At 64.2% G+C, this 18159-nt stretch carries 16 protein-coding genes and 1 riboswitch; of the genes, 6 read left to right on the top strand and 10 right to left on the bottom strand.

What is annotated here, in order from left to right; all coding sequences use genetic code 11:
- The first annotated feature begins 31 nt into the window (after window positions 1–31).
- Complete coding sequence (locus J2S96_RS08200; protein WP_306861662.1) at window positions 32–415, top strand: twin-arginine translocase TatA/TatE family subunit; 384 nt, start codon at window positions 32–34, stop codon at window positions 413–415.
- Between the two features lie 3 nt (window positions 416–418).
- Here the strand turns inward: J2S96_RS08200 and J2S96_RS08195 are convergent, their stop codons facing one another.
- The 3 genes from J2S96_RS08195 to J2S96_RS08185 are packed head-to-tail and all read right to left on the bottom strand — an operon-like array spanning window position 419 to window position 3517.
- The gene (locus J2S96_RS08195) at window positions 419–1546 is read right to left on the bottom strand and encodes an Mrp/NBP35 family ATP-binding protein (RefSeq protein WP_306861660.1); all 1128 of its coding nucleotides are present in this window, start codon (window positions 1544–1546) and stop codon (window positions 419–421) included.
- An 11-nt stretch (window positions 1547–1557) separates the two neighbouring features.
- On the bottom strand, window positions 1558–2184 hold the full coding sequence (locus tag J2S96_RS08190) for a DUF1003 domain-containing protein (protein ID WP_306861778.1): 627 nt from the start codon (window positions 2182–2184) through the stop codon (window positions 1558–1560).
- Between the two features lie 49 nt (window positions 2185–2233).
- Complete coding sequence (locus tag J2S96_RS08185) at window positions 2234–3517, bottom strand: magnesium transporter MgtE N-terminal domain-containing protein (protein ID WP_306861658.1); 1284 nt, start codon at window positions 3515–3517, stop codon at window positions 2234–2236.
- A 76-nt stretch (window positions 3518–3593) separates the two neighbouring features.
- Here J2S96_RS08185 and J2S96_RS08180 point away from each other — a divergent pair, with 76 nt between their 5' ends.
- Complete coding sequence (locus J2S96_RS08180) at window positions 3594–4412, top strand: general stress protein (protein ID WP_306861656.1); 819 nt, start codon at window positions 3594–3596, stop codon at window positions 4410–4412.
- Between the two features lie 57 nt (window positions 4413–4469).
- Here J2S96_RS08180 and J2S96_RS08175 read toward each other — a convergent pair whose 3' ends face one another.
- From J2S96_RS08175 to J2S96_RS08165, 3 genes are all read right to left on the bottom strand, one after another.
- Window positions 4470–6953 (bottom strand): FtsX-like permease family protein, encoded by a 2484-nt coding sequence (locus J2S96_RS08175; protein WP_306861654.1) that lies wholly within the window; start codon window positions 6951–6953, stop codon window positions 4470–4472.
- Window positions 6910–7692: an ABC transporter ATP-binding protein gene (locus J2S96_RS08170; protein ID WP_306861652.1), complete on the bottom strand. Its 783-nt coding sequence runs from the start codon at window positions 7690–7692 to the stop codon at window positions 6910–6912. The genes J2S96_RS08175 and J2S96_RS08170 overlap by 44 nt, the downstream gene beginning before the upstream one ends.
- 238 nt (window positions 7693–7930) lie before the next feature.
- Window positions 7931–9514 (bottom strand): aminopeptidase P family protein, encoded by a 1584-nt coding sequence (locus J2S96_RS08165; RefSeq protein ID WP_306861650.1) that lies wholly within the window; start codon window positions 9512–9514, stop codon window positions 7931–7933.
- A gap of 80 nt (window positions 9515–9594) precedes the next feature.
- Between J2S96_RS08165 and J2S96_RS08160 the strand changes: the two genes are divergently transcribed.
- A complete protein-coding gene (locus tag J2S96_RS08160) occupies window positions 9595–10440 on the top strand; it encodes a PHP domain-containing protein (protein WP_306861646.1) in 846 nt (281 codons plus the stop codon).
- Between the two features lie 11 nt (window positions 10441–10451).
- Here J2S96_RS08160 and J2S96_RS08155 read toward each other — a convergent pair whose 3' ends face one another.
- The 4 genes from J2S96_RS08155 to thiE form a co-directional block, all read right to left on the bottom strand.
- Window positions 10452–11342: a DNA-methyltransferase gene (locus tag J2S96_RS08155; protein WP_306861645.1), complete on the bottom strand. Its 891-nt coding sequence runs from the start codon at window positions 11340–11342 to the stop codon at window positions 10452–10454.
- An 8-nt stretch (window positions 11343–11350) separates the two neighbouring features.
- Window positions 11351–13060 carry a DEAD/DEAH box helicase gene (locus tag J2S96_RS08150; RefSeq protein WP_306861643.1) on the bottom strand — a complete coding sequence of 570 codons (1710 nt, stop codon included), beginning with the start codon at window positions 13058–13060 and terminating at the stop codon, window positions 11351–11353.
- 288 nt (window positions 13061–13348) lie between these two features.
- The gene (locus J2S96_RS08145; protein WP_306861640.1) at window positions 13349–14884 is read right to left on the bottom strand and encodes an RNB domain-containing ribonuclease; all 1536 of its coding nucleotides are present in this window, start codon (window positions 14882–14884) and stop codon (window positions 13349–13351) included.
- A gap of 37 nt (window positions 14885–14921) precedes the next feature.
- Window positions 14922–15611: a thiamine phosphate synthase gene (gene thiE, locus J2S96_RS08140; protein ID WP_306861639.1), complete on the bottom strand. Its 690-nt coding sequence runs from the start codon at window positions 15609–15611 to the stop codon at window positions 14922–14924.
- 26 nt (window positions 15612–15637) lie between these two features.
- Window positions 15638–15757, top strand: a riboswitch (TPP riboswitch).
- On the opposite strand from thiE, the gene thiO reads away from it, so the two are divergent.
- From thiO to J2S96_RS08125, 3 genes are all read left to right on the top strand, one after another.
- Complete coding sequence (gene thiO / locus J2S96_RS08135) at window positions 15749–17068, top strand: glycine oxidase ThiO (RefSeq protein ID WP_306861637.1); 1320 nt, start codon at window positions 15749–15751, stop codon at window positions 17066–17068. (Overlaps the previous riboswitch by 9 nt.)
- Window positions 17065–17301: a sulfur carrier protein ThiS gene (gene thiS / locus J2S96_RS08130; protein ID WP_306861635.1), complete on the top strand. Its 237-nt coding sequence runs from the start codon at window positions 17065–17067 to the stop codon at window positions 17299–17301. Before thiO ends, thiS begins: the two co-directional genes overlap by 4 nt.
- 3 nt (window positions 17302–17304) lie before the next feature.
- The gene (locus J2S96_RS08125; protein ID WP_306861633.1) at window positions 17305–18111 is read left to right on the top strand and encodes a thiazole synthase; all 807 of its coding nucleotides are present in this window, start codon (window positions 17305–17307) and stop codon (window positions 18109–18111) included.
- The last annotated feature ends 48 nt before the right edge of the window (window positions 18112–18159 follow it).

Raw genomic sequence — 18159 nt, 5'->3', positions numbered from 1 at the left:
GCGGACCAACGGACAAGGTAACCTTCGATACGTGTTTGGAATCAATGGCTCGGAGTTCATCGTCCTGCTGATCATCGGCGTCATCGTGATCGGGCCCAGCCGTTTGCCCGAATACACACGGAAGTTGACCAATCTGGTCAAGGAACTGCGGCGCATGGCCTCCGGCGCACGTGAGCAGATCAAGGAAGAAGTCGGCATCGATATAGATGACGTCGACTGGAAGAAGTATGATCCGCGCCAGTACGATCCGCGCCGGATCATCAAGGAAGCACTGCTCGACGACGACACGAAACCTGTCAGCGACGGTGCGCCTGTCGCTGTAGCAACAGCGGACCCTGGACCGAAAGTTCCCGAACGGGTGGTCGAACGGCTTTCCGTCGGCGAGAAAGCGCCCTTCGACGCCGAGGCCACCTAGAAGCTATTTCGGCTGGATCCCGAGGGACATTCCGGCCAGGCCGCGTGGCTTGGCGTTGAGCTTTCCCGCGATGCCCTGAAGGGCTTGTGCTGCGGCCGACTCGGGAGCCGTCAACACCACAGGGCGGCCCGCGTCTCCGCCTTCGCGCAGACGGATGTCCAAAGGAATTTGTCCCAGCAGCGGGACATCCGTTCCGACGGCGGCGCTCAGCCGCTCAGCAAGCACAAGGCCGCCGCCGCTTCCGAACAATTCCATCCTGCCGCCGTCGGGCATCTCCAGGAAGGACATGTTCTCCACGACTCCGGCAAGCTTCTGGCCTGTCTGCGTCGCGATGGTCCCGGCCCTCTCGGCAACATCCGCTGCTGCGGCCTGCGGGGTGGTCACGACGAGGATTTCAGCGTTGGGAAGCAGCTGGGCCACCGAAATGGCGATGTCGCCCGTGCCGGGCGGAAGATCCAGGAACAGGGCATCTAGATCGCCGAAGTAGACGTCCGTGAGGAATTGCTCCAAGGCGCGGTGCAACATGGGTCCGCGCCAGGCGACTGCCTTGTTCCCGGAAACAAACATGCCAACGGAGATCACCTTCACGCCGAAGCCCACAGGCGGGAGGATCATGTCGTCCACCCGCGTGGGCTGCTGCGTGATTCCCATGAGACCCGGCACGGAGAAGCCGTGGACATCGGCGTCGACGATTCCTACACGCAGGCCCTGCGCTGCAAGGGCGCACGCAAGGTTGACCGTCACCGAGGACTTCCCCACACCACCCTTGCCGCTGGCCACGGCGAAAACCTTTGTCAGCGAGCCGGGTTCGTTGAAAGGGATTCCGCGTTGGCCGCCAGCGCCCCGCAAGCGTTCCTTGAGGGCGTCGCGTTGGGGCTGCGTCATGACCTTGAGCTCGACCTCGACGCCTGTCACGCCCGGAACCCGGGCAAGGGCGGCGGTGGCGTCGGCCGTGATGGTCTCACGGAGGGGGCATCCTGCGATGGTCAGCAGCACGGCAACCCGGACGGTTCCGTCCGGATTGGCCTCTACCGAATCCAGCATTCCCAATTCAGTGATGGGACGGCGGAGTTCGGGATCGATGACGGTTGCCAAGGCAGCGTTGAGGGCCTCGGCGGATGGGGTGCTCATGGGGTGTGCATTCAGCTTTCGGGCTGGGTGGGGGAACCTGTGCTCGGCGAAGTGCCGACTGTCGAGAGTCCGGATTCTGCTTCAGTGGCGCTGGAGTGCGCTGGGTGGACTTTCGGGATTTGCTGGGTCTTGGGATTGCGCTGTTTGTCGCGCTTGTCCTTGGTCTTATCGCCGTTATTCGAGCCATCGCGATTGTTCGTGCCCATTTCCTCCTGGGCGTCAAGCAGATCCGACAGCAGCGAGCGGAGTTCGGCACGCACGTAGTCCCTCGTGGCTACCTCACGCAAGGCGATGCGAAGGGCCGCGACCTCACGCGTCAGGTATTCGGTGTCAGCCAGGTTGCGCTCGTCACGTGCGCGGTCCTGCTCGATCGTCACGCGGTCCCTGTCGTCCTGGCGGTTCTGTGCCAACAGGATCAGGGGAGCGGCGTAGGAGGCCTGGGTGGAGAAAAAAAGATTGAGGAGGATGAATGGGTAGGGATCCCATTGGAAGCCGAACAAGCCAATGACGTTGATCGCTATCCAGACGACCACGAAGATCGTCATGTAGAAAAGGAAATTCGCCGTGCCCATGTAGCGGGCGAAGCGCTCGGCAAAGCGGCCGAAGGCATCGGGGTCGCTGCTGAAACTCGGGAGCATGCGGGAGCGCAGCTCGAGCGGGGTGTCCAGTCCGCCGCTGGTGGGCTTCTCAGCCAATTCGGCCTCCTAGTTTCCTGATCGGGGCTCCGTCGTCGTGGGTTCGCCAGTCGTCCGGAAGCAAGTGGTCCAAGAGGTCATCAACAGTCACCGCCCCTACTAGGCGACCGGCGCTATTGACGACCGGGAGGGAGTTGAGGTTGTAGGAGGCCATGGTGTGGCTGACCTCGCTGACGCTGGCGTGATCGGAAACCGGCTCCAGGTTCTTGTCCACGATGCTTCCCAGCTGTTCGGGCGGGGCACTGCGGAGCAATTGCTGGATATGCACGACGCCGAGGAACCGCCCCGTGGGGGTCTCCAACGGCGGGCGGCAGATGAAGATCGCCGAGGCCAGCGCGGGGGAGAGCTCCTCGCTGCGCACGTGGGCGAGCGCTTCGGCGACTGTGGCTTCCGGGGGAAGAATAACGGGCACGGGGGTCATGAGCCCGCCGGCAGTGTCTTCGTCATACTGCAGGAGCCTGCGGACGTCGTCGGCCTCGTCGGGCTCCATGAGGAGCAGCAGTTCCTCGGCTTTGGCGGACGGCAGGTCCGCCAACAGGTCTGCGGCGTCGTCCGGGTCCATTTCTTCCAGCACGTCGGCCGCGCGTTCGTTGTCCAAAGCGGACAGGAGCGTCACCTGGTCTTCTTCAGGCAATTCCTGGAGCACGTCTGCGAGGCGTTCGTCCTGCAGCTCGCTGGCTACTTCGATCCGTCGCTTGTCCGACATCTCCTGGAGTGCGTCCGCGAAGTCGGCCGGTTTGAGGTCCTCGTGGGTGGCAACGAAGTGGCTCGCACCCTGGGGATCGTTTGCGGAGCCCTGCAATGTCTCCGCCCAGTCCACCAGCAGGGTGTGGCCACGGCGCAGCCCCCGAAGCCTTGAGGTGGACGTGCCGCGTCGAACGAAAAGCTTGGAGACCAGCCATTCACCGTTGCGCTGCTGGTCCAGGGCGATGTCTTCGATTATGGCGTCGCCGCTGCCGTCCTTGAGGGTTACCTTGCGGTCAAAGAGCTCGCCGACCACCAGCTGCTCGGCACCGCGTTGCTGGAAGCGCCGCAGATTGACCAGGCCGGTGCAGATGATCTGGGCCTGGTCCATCGACGTCAGCCGGGTCATGGGAACGAATACCCGCTTCTTGCCGGGGACCTCGACGACGATGCCCACTGCATGCGGGGCCCCGCGCAAGCCGCGCGAGAGCACCACGACATCGCGCAGCCGGCCCAGCCGATCGCCCACGGGGTCGAAAACGTCGAGGCCGAGCAGGCGCGCAACAAAGACGCGTGAAGGATTTGTGCTCACCCTTACAGGCTACCGAGTCTGCTCTCTTTTAGCTGAATTCCAGCCGGTTCACATGTGTATGGGACAGAATGGGGGTATGGCGAACATTTTCGGTGCCCCCAAGGCCACGGAGGAATCCCGGAGCGTCCCCAAGGGCGACACCGTGGGCTCTTACACTTCCTATCTCGATGCCCAAAAGGCGGTGGATTACCTTGCCGACCAGCAGTTCCCCGTCCAGCATGTCTCCATCGTCGGAAACGACCTGAAAATGGTGGAGCGGGTCACGGGGCGGCTCAGTTACCCGCGGGTTGCTTTGTCCGGCGCCTTGAGCGGTATGTGGTTCGGCTTGTTCGTGGGCGTCATGCTGTCCTTCTTTACGCCGGCCGGCGGTCCCTTCTCGATTGTGACCTCGGTCCTCATGGGCGCGGCATTCTTCATGCTCTTTGGGATTGTCACTTACGCCGCGCAGCGAGGCAAGCGGGACTTCACCTCCACCAGCCAGGTGGTTGCGACGAACTACGACGTCATTGTCGCGTTGGAGGCAGCCCATGAAGCGCGCCGCCTCCTTCACCAGTTGCCAATGAATCCCTCGGAGGCGGCTTTCGGCCGGCCCCCGCAGGCATACACCCCGCAGGACTACCGGAACCCGCCGGCCCATCCCGGTGCACACCAGGGCGGGGCTCCCGAGCGCCCGGCGTCTTGGCAGGATCCCTACGGCCAGCGTGGTCCTGAAGCCGGACAGGGGGCGGCCGACGCCGCCCAACCTGCCGCGGATACCCCGCCAGCGGCCGCGCGGCCAACCAGCGGCGTCCGCTACCCGGACCTGCCCGACGGACGCCCGCAGTACGGTGTCCGAGTGAACGAACCCGGGACCGGCGAAGAAGCCGCGAACGGCGAGGACCCGGCCAAGCAGTAACTGTTAGTGGGCCGCACAGCCGGAACCCCATATTCGTTCCTCCTCCTGTGCCGAGCATCAGTCAGTCTTCAGTGCCGCCACGGGCTGTATTCGAGCCGCCCGGCGGCCCGGTCCTATCGCTGCGAGCGATAACGCCGCCAGGGTGACGATTGCGATTCCACCGAACGCGAGGACGGGCACAGGCGGGCTCAGCGCCACTCCGAGCGCCCCGGCGACTAGCTGGGTTAGTACCCAGCCAGCGAACTGACCAACGAGGAGTCCTGAAGCAAGCGCCGCAATTCCGATCAAGATCGCGTCAAGGGTTACGAGCCTCATGATGTCGCCGCGGGTGGCACCAATCGCGCGCAACATCCCGAACTCTTTCTCCCGACGAGCGACGCCGACTGAGAACAGGCCAGCCGCGCTGACTGCGCCGAGACTGAGCGCAAGCACAACGATGCCGAATGCGGCTCCCGTGTAGGAGCCGAGCTCTGATTCTGCGCGCTCCTTCATTTTGGCGGCCGTGATCACCGAGACCCCAGGGATGTCGGCAACCGAATCAGCGATCGTATTCCGGAGCGCTGTGACGTCGACACCCGGCCTCGCTTCTACATTCCAGCCATTGGATCCGGAAATGCCGAGTTCTGCTGCCTCGTCGCGACTCATCACCACTTGGTTCCCTGTTGCCAAGGACGCATACGTCCCGACGAGTCGAAGCGAGAGTGTCTTGCCTGCCCGATCCAGTCGGATGGTGTCGCCCAAGGAAATATCGTGACTCGCGGCTAAAGCTTCAGGAATGATGACCGCGCCTCCCTTTTCCAAGGCAACAGGCGCAGTCCCGTCGCTTCCACGCCGCCACGGAAGTTGTGCCGTGGCGAAATAACTGTTTGGATCGACGGCAAGGATTGCCACGTTGCTCGAGGTCCCTTGGAACTGCAATGCTCCGCGATCCCAAACTGTGTCTGAAACCTTGCCGATCATTTCGATGGACTCAAGGCGTTCGTCTAGTTTTTCCGTGATAGGAGTCGTGGAGGATATTTGAATGTCGGCTCCGAATTGGCGGGCAATCTGCTCCATCATCGCACTCCTTACCGAGCCGACTCCGATCACAAGGGCGGCCCCAAGGCAGACGACAATGCCCATGATGGCCGTGGTGGAGTCGAGCGATGCGTGTTTGCGCAGTCGCTGGGCCGCAGCCTTGGCCGTCCACCGTTTAAAGATCTCCAGCGTGGCGGTGGCCTCGAGAATCAGCGGGGCAAGCAATCCCGCCGCGGCCAACGACAAGACGAATCCAACGAGCTTCACAATGACCGGGTCAAGCCAGTAGCTGGCGGCTCCCAACGCGAGGAGCGTCACGCCGACCGCGGCATGGAGTCTCTGCCCTGACCTGCGGTCCGCGGCTTCAGGTGAAATAGCCGTGAGAGGTGCCTGACGCAGCACTTTGATTATGGCCCGCACTGCCCCGGCGCAGCCGGCGGCGACCCCGCTCAGGATGGCAAGCAGAACTTGCCAAAGTTCTGCCGCCACGGCTGCTGGAGGTATGTTGCCGATCGATGATAGGCCTTGGTTGAGGACCCAGCTGACGCCAAAGCCAAGCCCCAACCCGAGCAATGAACACGCGAACGTGAGCATCAGGGCCTCGCACAAGACAGCGCCCGCCAGCCAGGAGCCGCGGGCGCCGACGGCTCTCATGACTCCGTAGGAGAGCCGGCGGGCATTCACGACGGATTGGAAGGCCGTTGCCGATAGGAGGACCGAGATTCCGAGGACGGTGCAGGAAGCGATCATCAAGATGAGGGAAACAACAGCGATGAGCGGACCAAGGGACGAACTGAGTGCAGAAGTGTCCTGTACTTTGAACTGAGGGGGCAGACTGGACGAGTATTCGCTCTGCCAGCGTTCCGCGGAGTGGCCTGCTACCAGCTGGATGTCCGCCCTTGATACTTGGCCCTGTTGGTTGAACATCGTCTGGGCATACGCCAAGTCGACAAAGATGTTGTCGTACGCCAGCGGACCAAGAATCCTGCCGTTGAACACGCCTGCGACCCGCAGTTGAGTGGTCCCGCCGCTCGACGCGACCACCAGCCAATCGCCCACGTCTACGCCTAAGCGCGAAGCTACATCAGACGGAACCAGGGCCTCGGGCTTGTTTGCGGCAGGAAGCCCGCCCCGTAGCTCCGGCCTCATGCGTTGAAGCTCTGTGTTGAACGTGGTGGGGTAGCCCGTAATCGTCAGAGGATGGCCGGCGCCATCGGTTCCCGTGGGCCGAACGCTTGTATTCCGCGCCAGAGTCGGGATTGGCGTCGCAACGCCAGGGAGATCCGCGACGGCCCTTCCTGCGCTCTCCGGGACCGTGGTCCCCGGGATAGCAGGGACCACCGCGACGTCACCTATGCCTGACAGCGAACCGACTCCTTGCGACAGCTGGTCGTTGATGCTCTTCGACGTGAGCACGGTGCCGAAAATGAGCGCAACGCCGAATACCAGCGCAACCGCGGCTACTCCGTAGCGGGGAAAATCAAAGCGAAGTTGCCGCAAACCACGAGCGAACGCGCTCATCATGGTGAGACTCTCCCTCCTGAGGCGGTCCGTTGAGGGTCAGGTCAAGTTGACCAACGATCTTCCCGTCCCGCAGCGCGATGATCCGGTCGGCGTAACTCGCGGCATACGGATCATGGGTGACGATCAGCCCACTCGTGCGAAGACCGACTCCGATCGCGTCGCGAATCAGACGGAGGACAATATCCCTGTTCCCGGAGTCGAGACTTCCTGTCGGCTCATCGGCTAAGACGACGCTGGGAGCCCCGAATAGCGCCCGGGCTACGGCGACCCGCTGGCGTTGCCCACCTGATAGTTGATCAGGAAACCGGTCGGCATATTCCAACAGTCCCAGCTGATCGAGCAGCACCAGCGCATCTGCCCGCCAATGAAAGCCTCCTTGACCGGCGACAATCGACGACAATGCGGCGTTCTCCACCACCGTCATGCTTGGAACAAGATGGAATGCCTGGAAAATGAATCCAACATTCTCACGTCGGAAGATTGTCTTCTGCTTTTCGTCCATGCCTGAAATCCGGAGCCCTGCTACGTCGATACTTCCCGCAGTTGGCGAATCGAGTCCTCCGACCAATTGAAGAAGTGTTGACTTGCCGGAGCCGGATGGTCCAATGACAGCCACGAGTTCACCAGGCTGGATCTTCAATTCGGCAATGTCCAGCGCAGTTTTCTTGTTTCCGGCACCGTCGTCATACTGGCGACGAACGTTTTTGAGGCAAATTGCGGGAAGATGGACAATGCTCATGTCTCGACGGCCCCAGAACGCATAGGTGCAGGGTATAAGCGCGGACGGGCGTCTCCGTGTGGATTTCGTCAATCTCAGTGGTCAAAACGCCAAATCTCAGTGTGAAAAACCCGAAATTAAGTGGTCGGTGGGCGGCGTCTACGTGTTTGCGGGCCATCTCCAAAGCAAAAGAGGAGGGCTACCGGATCGCTCCGGTAGCCCTCCTCTTGTGTTTGCCGCAGTGATTTTGCCGCAGTGCCTAGGCTTCGGCTTCCTGGTAGATGCCCGCCATCCAGGACTCGACGTCGTCGGCCTTGCGGGGGAGGGCGGCGCTGAGGTTGACGGGACCGTCCGCGGTCATCAGGATGTCGTCCTCGATCCGGACGCCGATTCCGCGGTACTCCGCCGGAATGGCGAGGTCTTCCTCCTTGAAGTAGAGCCCGGGTTCGATGGTGAACACCATGCCCTCGGTGAGTACGCCGTCCAGGTAGAGCTCACGCTTGGCCTGCGCACAGTCGTGGACGTCCAACCCAAGGTGGTGGCTCGTGCCGTGCGGCATCCACCGGCGGTGCTGCTGGCCTTCAGGACTGATGGCTTCCTCCACGGAGACCGGGAGCAGGCCCCACTCTGCGAGGCGCTCCGCGAGGACCGTGGTGGCGGCGGTGTGGATGTCGCGGAACTTCACGCCGGGCTGGGCTGCCGCGAATCCGGCGTCGGCGGCGTCAAGTACCGCTTCGTAGACCTTGCGCTGGACGTCCGAGAACTTTCCGTTGGCGGGAATGGTGCGCGTGACGTCTGCTGTGTAGAGCGAATCTGCCTCCACGCCTGCGTCCAACAGCAGCAGTTCCCCGGCGTTGACCTTGCCCGTGTTCCGGGTCCAGTGCAGGACCGTCGCGTTGTTTCCGGCGGCCGCGATGGTGTCGTAGCCAAGTTCGTTCCCTTCCTCACGGGCCCGCGCGAAGAAAGCGCCTTCGACGACGCGTTCGCCGCGGTGGTGGGTCATGGCGCGGGGAAGAGCCCGAACGACGTCGGCGAAACCCTCCACCGTCGCAGACACTGCGATCTTCATCTGCTCGATTTCCCAGGCGTCCTTGAGCAAGCGCAACTCGGAGAGCGCCTCGCTGAGCAGTTCGTCGAGGGCATCGAGTTCACCGAGGTCCAGGTTCTCCGGGTCCTTGGCCGTGTTGTAGCGGGCGGTGTCCACGAGGGCATCGATGTTCTCGTCAACTTTGCGGACCAGGCGGACGGCGATGCCGCCGATTTCCGGGGCACCCACGTTCTTGGTGATGGCCATTTCGAGTTCGTCCACGTGCGCCGTCCTGAGCCCAAGGCGCGCTTCGAACTCGGCGAGCGTCGGGCGCGCGCCGATCCAGAACTCACCGGAACGCGAGTCAGCGTAGAACTGCTCCGTGTCCCGGCCGGCCAGGGGGCGGAAGTAGAGCGTCGCGAGGTGGTTGCCGCCGTCGTCGCCGGTTCCCTCCTCGACGGGTTCAAGGACCAGCACGGCATCGGGCTCGTGGTCCAGGCCCAGGCCCGTGAGGTGGGCGAACGCGGAGTGGGGGCGGAAGCGGTAGTCGGTATCGTTCGAGCGGACCTTGAGGGGGCCGGCCGGGATGACGAGGCGCAGGCCCGGGAACTTCTCGGAGATGGCCCGACGACGCGTGGCGGCGTGGTCTGCGACGGCGTCACGCGCAGGGGTCACCTGCGGCGCGGGCGCCCAGTTGCTGGCCATGAACGCCTTGAAGGCATCGGATGTGGGCCGCTGGGAGCGGTTGTTGACGCGCTCCTCCAGTGGCTGGGAGGCTGTGGTTTCACCGTTTTGGGTGTTATCTGCATCGTTCACCGTCCCATAGTCCCATCAAGGTCGACACTAGGCCAACGCCGAAACGGTCCAAGCCGTCCCTGATCAAATACGCTTGGAAAGTGAAGATCGATCTGCACGCGCACTCCAATGTTTCCGACGGGACCGAAGCTCCCGCGGGAGTGATCGCTTCCGCGTCTGCTGCGGGTCTGGACGTGGTGGCTTTGACGGACCACGACTCCACCGACGGATGGGATCAGGCTTCCGCCGCCGCGCTCGAATTCGGGGTAGCTTTCGTCCCCGGGATGGAGATTTCGTGCAGGACCCAGGAAGGGATCAGCGTCCACCTGCTGAGCTATCTCCATGATCCCGGCCATCCCGGCCTGCTAGAGGAAATTACGAAGGCAAAAGACGCGAGGCTCATCCGGGCCAAGCGCATGGTCACGCTACTGGCCGAGGATTACCCCTTGAGCTGGGACGATGTCATCCATCATGTGGCTCCGGGTGCCACCGTGGGGCGCCCCCACATCGCCGACGCCCTCGTGGCGGCCGGTGCGGTGGGGAGCCGCTCCGAGGCGTTCACCGCGATCCTGACTTCACACTCGCGGTACTTCGTGCAGCACTATGCGCCGGACCCGGCGCTCGCCGTCAAGCTTGTCCGGGCGGCGGGCGGTGTCCCCGTCTTCGCGCATCCGGTGGCTTCGGCCCGCGGCCGCGTGGTCGGAGAACGGACTTACCGGGAAATGATCGATGCCGGCCTCCTGGGGCTGGAAGTGGAGCACCGCGACAATCCCGAGGAAGGCCGCGTGTTCCTGCGGCGCCTGGCTGCCGAGCACGGTTTGTTCATGACCGGTTCGTCCGATTACCACGGTACCGGCAAGCCCAATCTGCTCGGGGAGAACCTGACGTCCCCCGATGTCCTGGCCCGGATCGAGGAGTTGGGCACGGGAAGTTCCGTGGTCCGCTGACGGACGTCCCCTCAGCCCGTCTGGCTCCCAGGGCGGGTCAGTTGGGGTAGAAAGGTGGCCTTGCCGTCCAAGCGCTTGCGCATCACGTCGATAGCCGGGGCGTTCTGGTCCACGCATACGAACCTGCGCTCGAGTTTCGCCGCGACTGAGCCGAGCGTGCCCGAGCCGGCGAAGAAATCGAGGCACCAGTCTCCTGGCCGGCTGGATGCGGTGACGATCCGTCGGACGAGTCCTTCCGGCTTTTGCGTTGGGTAGCCGGTCTTTTCCCTGCCGGTCGGGGAAACGATGGTGTGCCACCAAACGTCCGTGGGAAGCTTGCCGAGTTCGCGTTTGGCCGGCGTCACGAGGCCAGGCGCCATGTACGGCTCACGGTCAACCTCGGCGTTGTCGAAGTGGTACTTTGCGGGGTTCTTGACGTACACGAGGATGTTGTCGTGCTTGGTGGGCCAGCGGTTCTTGGCGCGGGCGCCGTAATCGTAGGCCCAGATGATCTCGTTTAGGAAACACTCCCGGCCGAAGATCGAGTCCAGCATGACCTTCGCGTAGTGCACCTCGCGGTAGTCGAGATGCAGGTACAGTGTCCCGTCGTCGGCGAGCAGGCGCCAGGCTTCCACAAGCCGGGGTTCCAAGAAGGACCAGTAGTCGCTGAAGGCGTCGTCGTAGCTGTGCAGGGCGCCCTTGATGGTGTCATATGAGCGACCCTTGAAGCCGAGCCGATCGCCGTCGCCATCGGCGTTGCGGACCATGCGCATTTCCTGGCGGCTTTGGACCCGGCCCGTGTTGAAGGGCGGGTCCACGTAAATCAGTGTGAAGGCGCCGTCCGGCAGCGTCGGGAGGAAATCCGCGTTATCCGCGTGAACCACCAAATTGCTGCCGTCCGGCGCCCAAACAATGTCAGTCATTGAGGCCGTTAAGCCTCGGTGCTCTCGCCGGACGCACCCGAAGTGGAGACCACTTCGCCGTTGCGGCGGCGGGTGCGGGAACGGCGTGCGCGGGAAGGCTTGTCCGCGCCCTCGCCGGACTGCGGCTCGTTGGACCGGGACTCGGCGGACCGGGTAGCGGCTTCTGCGGGTGCTGCTTCGCCTTGGGACGTACGACGGCGGCGGGTGCGGTTGCGTCCGCCCTCACCCTCTCCTTCGCGGGACGGAGCATCGCTGGAGTTCGTACCGCGGCGGCCACCTTCACGACGGGCATCGCGGCCCGTGCGTCCACGCCCGGAATCGCCGCCGGAACGGGAGTTCTTCTTGCCGGTCTCGCCCAGGTCTTCCAGGACCTCGGCGTCGACGCCCGCGAGGGTGCGCTTGTCGCGGGGCAGGCGGCCCTTGGTGCCCGCGGGGATGTCCAGATCCTCGAAGAGGTGCGGCGAGGAGGAGTATGTTTCCACGGGCTCCGGGTAGCTTAGGCCGAGCGCCTTGTTGATCAGGCCCCAGCGCGGCATGTCGTCCCAGTCGACGAAGGTCACGGCCGTGCCCTTGTTGCCTGCACGGCCGGTGCGGCCAACGCGGTGCAAGTAGATCTTTTCGTCTTCGACGCACTGGTAGTTGATCACGTGAGTGACGTCATCGACGTCGATGCCACGGGCGGCGACATCGGTGGCCACGAGGACGTCCACCTTGTTGTTGCGGAAGGCGCGGAGTGCCTGCTCGCGGGCGCCCTGGCCCAGGTCACCGTGGATTGCGGCGGCTGCGAAGCCGCGGTCCACGAGTTCCTCGGCAACCTTGGCGGCGGTGCGCTTGGTCTTGGTGAAGATGATGGTCCGGCCGCGGCCGCGGGCCTGCAGGATGCGGGCGACGACCTCGACCTTGTCCATGCTGTGGGCACGGTAGATGAGCTGCCGGATGTCGCGCTTGGTCAGGCCCTCGTCGTCCGGGTCGGCAGCACGGATGTGCGTGGGCTGGGTCATGTAGCGGCGGGCCATGGCGATGACAGGGCCCGGCATCGTCGCAGAAAAGAGCAGGGTCTGGCGGACCGCTGGCGTGGCGGCGATCAGGGTCTCGACGTCCGGAAGGAAGCCCAGGTCGAGCATCTCGTCGGCCTCGTCCAGAATCACCATGCGAACGTTCTTGAGGTTCAGGTGCCTCTGCTTGTAGAGGTCGATCAAACGGCCGGGCGTGCCGACAACAACCTCGACGCCCTTGTGCAGGGCTTCGATCTGGGGCTCGTAAGCGCGGCCGCCATAGATGGTGGCGATGCGGGCGTTGCGCTTCCTCGATGCCGTCTGGAGGTCGTTGGCCACCTGAACGGCGAGTTCGCGGGTAGGAACAATCACGAGGGCCTGGGGCGCACCCGGGACAGCGAGCTTGTCGTAGCCGGCGTCGTCCGGTCCGACGACGCGCTGCAGCGCCGGAATGCCGAAGCCGAGGGTCTTTCCGGTACCGGTCTTGGCCTGGCCGATGATGTCGTGACCGCCCAGGGCGACCGGGAGGGTCATTGACTGGATGGGGAAGGGATGGGTGATTCCGGCGTCGGCGAGGGACTCAACAATGTCGGCGCGGACGTTGTAGTCGGCGAAGGACTTTTCTGCGATCTCGTGGGGTGTTTCGTTCGAGGAGATGGTTTCCTCGGGTTCGATCGTCTCGGTGCCGTCTGTCAGGACTTCATGGGTGTGCAATTCACTCACAGTGGAGTTTTCCTTATTCATTTGGGCTGCGCCGCGTGCTCAACGGTTGTGGCAGGGCCGTTCCGGAGCACGAATGGGCGCAAGCAAATCCAGTGGAAGCCGATCGCGGGCTATCTAAATACTGGCACTGGTGACCAGCTGGTGTATCTCAAGATCGCGTAGGGGCGGGCTTGTTGATGTCAAAAAATTAACTGAATCAACGACCGGGCATCCATTACTACCCACCCAGTCTAGCGTCTGGGGGCCATAAACCCCGGATCGCGCGCCCGGCCCTGCGAACGGGGTCCGCTACGGGAGCAGTTCGAAGGTGATTTGGCGGGTGGCAATGTCCGCGTCAAGCAGTCTCACGCGGACCTTCGTGCCCGACTCCATTTCGCCGTCGCAACGAGCGGTGACCGCGGGTTCGGCGATCTGGACGACGCCGTAGGGGCCGTGCGAGGCTCCGTTCCCGTTCCCGTTCCCGTTGCCATTGCCCCTGCCGTTGTTGCCGGTGCCGTTGCTGTTGCCGTTTCCGTTTCCGTTGTTCTTGGCGGGCTTCGATCCGGAAATCACCACGGCGTCGAATTCCTGGCCGATGTGGTTCACGAGAAGGGCAGCCTGCACGGTGTCCAGGGCCATGCGCTCCATTCTGGCGGCAAGCTGGTCCGATGACGCCATGATCTCCGGCAGGCTCGGCAAAGCATTCCGGGCCCATGCAGGGATCTGTGTTCCATTGCTCAGTGCGTCGCAGATGACCAGGACAAAACGATCCACCAACCGGCGCAATGGCGCGGTGGTGTGGGCATACGGCGCCCCGATGGCTGACTGCATCACGCTGCCCGGCACCTCGCCGTCGAAAGGCGTGTAGCCGGCACCACGGAAAAGCAACCCCGCGGAGTGAAGGATGGCCAGTTGCCGGGGGTCCTTGGCATCGAGGGTGCGCAGGTACTCGCCATAGCTGGTCCCCTCGGTCCAGGGCTTGCCGAGTGCCCCTGCTTGCCGTTTGAAATGCAGCAACGAGCGCTCATCGGGCGCGGGCATGGTGCGCAGGATTCCCACCTTGCCGTCGAGCATCAATTGGGCGGCGGCCATCCCGGTCATGAGCGAAATCTGTGCGTTCCAGTCCTCAACCGGCAGCGAGGGAGCTGCGACGATCCGGTAGCCTTCGCCGTCGGGCAGCTGGACGATTTCCTGCTCAGGCATGTTAAGGCTTGCGCCGCCGCGGCGGCGCTCGAGCTCCACCCGCTTGACCCCGACCTCCTTGAGTAGCTGGAGGACGGGATCAGCCGTTCCGGAATCGATTTCCGCCTGCACGCCTTTGTAGTTGAGCTTGGCCCGGCTGCGTACGCTCGCCCTCCGGACGGAGACGGTGCTGAACTCCGCCTGGGCATCGAGCTCGAAGTCCCAGACGAACGCGCCGCAAGTCTGGCCGGCCAGCAGGCTTCCGGCTTGCTCGCTGATGATCTCGGGGTGCAGCGGTATGCGGCCGTCCGGGGCATAGTAGGTTTGCCCGCGGTGGCGGGTCTCGGCGTCGAGCGCTCCTCCCGGGGGCACAAAGGAGGGCACGTCGGAGATGGCGTAGAGAACCCTGTAACCCTCGCCGGACCGCTCAATGAAGAGAGCCTGGTCCAGATCCGTGGAAGAGGCCGGGTCGATCGTGATGAAGGGGACATCCGTGAGGTCCAGCGTCGGCAGGGTGTGTCCGGAAACCGCGGCTTCGGCATCGCGCAGCGCTTCAGCGGGATAGCCTGCGGGCAGCTCGAGTTCAATCCGAAGCGCCGCCAGCGCTTCCGCGAGGTGGTTCGACGTCTCACTGACGTTCGGGGCTATCCGCTGGTGTGACACGAAAGTCAGGGTAACTCCAAAATCTCCCGGCGTCTCGCTAGGCCGCCGCAGCGTCCAAGGCGGCAAGGAGTGCCCGGGCAGCTGCGGTCGGATCCTCCGCCTCAGTGATGGCGCGTACCACCACGATGCGGCTGGCGCCGGCCTGCACTACCTCTTCCACGTTGCCAAGATCGATGCCGCCGATCGCAAACCAGGGGAGCACAACACCGCCGACTGTCTCCTCGTTGGCCCGCCTCACGGCGTCGGCGGCGTACTTCACCAAGCCGAGCCCGACGGCGGAGCGTCCCGGCTTGGTGGGCGTGGCCCATACGGGCCCGACGCAGAAGTAGTCCAGGCCGCTGCGCCCGGGCGAGGCGGCGATGGCTGCGTCAACCTGATCCGGCGTGTGCGTGGAGAGCCCGATAATCGTGGGGTCGTGGAGCAGCTTGCGCGCTGAGCGAAGCGGAATGTCCTTTTGGCCGATATGGAATACGGGTGCACCGGAGAGGGACGCGATGTCGGCGCGGTCGTTGACCGCCCAGAGGCGGCCGTGGCGGTGCGCCGCGGATTGCAGGATCTCCAGGAGCTCCAGTTCCTCTGCCGCTTCAATCGTCTTGTCGCGCAGCTGGATGATGTCCACGCCGCCCTCGAACGCGGCATCGACAAACTCCTCGAAATCACCCTGGTGCTTGCGGGCGTCGGTGCAGAGGTACAGGCGGGCGGTGGTGTGGACATCATGCTGGGTCATGGAAACAGAGTAGTTCCTCTAAACTGGGGTGGTACCGCGGGAGCCGCGGCGGCAGTCACAATCGCCGCGCGGCTGAGAGGGCTTCAGCGCCGACCGCTTGACCTGATCCGGCTAATACCGGCGTAGGGAAGGACTCCATGGACGAAGTAAACACTCATCGCGAACCCGCTAACGAGCCCCTGCACGCGGATGTCGCGGTGATCGGGGGCGGCGTCGTTGGCCTCGGCATCGCGTGGGAAGCACGAAGGTCCGGCCGCTCGGTTGCCCTCATCGACCCCGCACCGGCAAGCGGCGCTACTTTCGCGGCGGCAGGGATGTTGGCGCCCGTCAGCGAACTGCACTACCAGGAAGAGGACCTCCTGGAGCTCATGCTCGAATCGTCGGCGTTGTGGCCGGGCTTCGAACGAAATGTGACCGGCTCAGGCACTGGACGCAGCACGGGTTACCGCACGACGCCGACCCTCGCCGTCGGAGCGGATGCTGCGGACCGCCGCGCGCTCGCGGACCTCCGGGACGTCCAGCTCGCCAACGGCCTGGACGTGGAATCGGTGCCGTTGCGCGAGGCCCGGGAGCGTGAGCCGCTGCTGAGCCCGCAGATTTCCTGCGCGTTCGACATTCCGGGCGACCACCAAGTGGATCCGCGCCGGCTTTCGGCCGCGATTCTCGGCGCGCTGGCAGACCACGAGCCCGCCGATTCCAGCTGGATTGAAGGGGCCGGCGGCGGTTTTGCGGTCGAGGACACTGCGGCGGGCCTCCTGTGGGAGGACGGGCGCGTCGTCGGGGTGCGGCTCGGCTCCGGCATCAAGGTGCTCGCCACGGAAACCGTGGTTGCCAACGGACTGGGTGCCGCCCGCTTGACCGGCCTGCCGGATGGATTGTCGCTACCGTTGCGTCCCGTGTACGGCGACATCCTGCGGCTGCGCGTCCCGGACCACCTGCAACCCCTCGTCACTGCCACGGTCCGCGGAATGGTGCGTGGAGTTCCCGTGTACGTCGTTCCCCGCGACGACGGGACCGTGGTGATCGGGGCAACGCAACGCGAAGACGGCTTGTCGGCGTCCGGTGGAGCGGCCAATCCGGTATCGGCCGGTGGCGTGTACCAGTTGCTCCGGGACGCCCAGGTTCTTGTCCCGGCTGTTGCCGAACTCGAGCTCCTGGAAGCAACTGCCCGTGCCCGGCCGGGCACTCCGGACAATGCACCGCTCCTCGGTCGTGTGGAAGGACGCGAAGGGACCGTGCCCGGCCTCATCGTAGCCAGCGGGTTTTTCCGCCATGGCGTGCTCCTCACTCCAGCCGCCGCGAAAATCTGCGTCGGACTCATGGATGGCACCGCCGATCCCCGGTGGGACAAATTCCGCCCGGACCGCTTCTCGCGCCCGCTTTCCGCGGCTTGGGCCTCACTGACCGGTAGCCCCCAGGCCGCAACCCTAGATTCCCATCCGAAGGACCAGGCATGAACATCAAATTGAACGGCGCAGACCACACGCTAAGCGACGACGCGTCTGTGACCACCGTCGTCAGCCACATCACGGGACGCGTTGTAGACTCCAGTGGCCAAGCGGCCGACGGACGCAAGATCGGCGTCGCCGTCGCACGCAATTCCGAAGTGGTGCCGCGCAGCCAGTGGGCTGCCACCGCGCTCGCAGAAGGCGACGAACTCGAAATCGTCACCGCAGTACAAGGAGGCTGAAACGTGACTACTGCAAGCACCCAAACAGCAAGCACCCAGACCGACGCCTTGGTGATCGACGGTGTCGAGTTCGGCTCGCGCCTGATCATGGGGACCGGCGGAGCCCCGAGCCTTGACGGCCTTGGCGCGGCCCTGCTGGCCTCCGGCACCGAACTCACCACCGTCGCCATGCGGCGCTACTCACCCGCGGAAACAGGCTCGCTGTTCCAGTTGCTCGTTGACCATGGCATCCGGGTCCTGCCCAATACCGCCGGCTGTTTCACCGCCAAGGATGCTGTCCTGACGGCCGAGCTTGCCCGGGAAGCCTTGGAGACCGATTGGGTGAAGCTCGAGGTCATCGCCGACGAACAGACGCTGTTGCCCGACGCCGTGGAGTTGGTGGATGCAACGGAGAAACTCGTGGACCGCGGCTTCAAGGTTTTCGCCTACACCAACGACGACCCCGTGCTGGCGCTTCGATTGGAAAACCTCGGCGCCGCAGCGGTGATGCCCTTGGGCGCGCCCATCGGCACGGGATTGGGCATCCTGAATCCCCACAACATCGAGCTGATTGTGTCCCGCGCTTCGGTGCCGGTGGTGCTCGACGCCGGCATCGGCACCGCGTCCGATGCCGCGCTTGCCATGGAGCTCGGCTGCGACGCCGTGCTGCTGGCTACGGCGGTGACCCGTGCGCAGAACCCGGTGCAGATGGGGGAGGCCTTCAAACACGCTGTCATCGCCGGTAGGCTGGCGAAGCAGGCAGGCCGCATTCCACGCCGGGAACATGCGCTGGCATCCTCGGCCATGGAAGGCCGGGCTGAGTTCCTCTAGCGGCTAACGCTGGCTGTTTGGGAGGGTCCTGCGAAGAATCCACGTCCG

This window comes from Arthrobacter bambusae (genome assembly GCF_030812595.1).
Classification (GTDB): domain Bacteria; phylum Actinomycetota; class Actinomycetes; order Actinomycetales; family Micrococcaceae; genus Arthrobacter; species Arthrobacter bambusae_B.
The sequence above is the reverse complement of the archived record's forward strand: the minus strand, read 5'-3'. Positions and strand labels throughout refer to the sequence as shown.

Coding starts and splice junctions, on each gene's coding strand:
- J2S96_RS08170 (WP_306861652.1), bottom strand. CDS start 7,692: ATGAGCATTGTCCATCTTCCCGCAATTTGCCTCAAAAACGTTCGTCGC.
- thiE (WP_306861639.1), bottom strand. CDS start 15,611: ATGACCCAGCATGATGTCCACACCACCGCCCGCCTGTACCTCTGCACC.
- J2S96_RS08190 (WP_306861778.1), bottom strand. CDS start 2,184: ATGCTCCCGAGTTTCAGCAGCGACCCCGATGCCTTCGGCCGCTTTGCC.
- J2S96_RS08155 (WP_306861645.1), bottom strand. CDS start 11,342: ATGACTGACATTGTTTGGGCGCCGGACGGCAGCAATTTGGTGGTTCAC.
- J2S96_RS08180 (WP_306861656.1), top strand. CDS start 3,594: ATGGCGAACATTTTCGGTGCCCCCAAGGCCACGGAGGAATCCCGGAGC.
- thiS (WP_306861635.1), top strand. CDS start 17,065: ATGAACATCAAATTGAACGGCGCAGACCACACGCTAAGCGACGACGCG.
- J2S96_RS08175 (WP_306861654.1), bottom strand. CDS start 6,953: ATGATGAGCGCGTTCGCTCGTGGTTTGCGGCAACTTCGCTTTGATTTT.
- J2S96_RS08195 (WP_306861660.1), bottom strand. CDS start 1,546: ATGAGCACCCCATCCGCCGAGGCCCTCAACGCTGCCTTGGCAACCGTC.
- thiO (WP_306861637.1), top strand. CDS start 15,749: ATGGACGAAGTAAACACTCATCGCGAACCCGCTAACGAGCCCCTGCAC.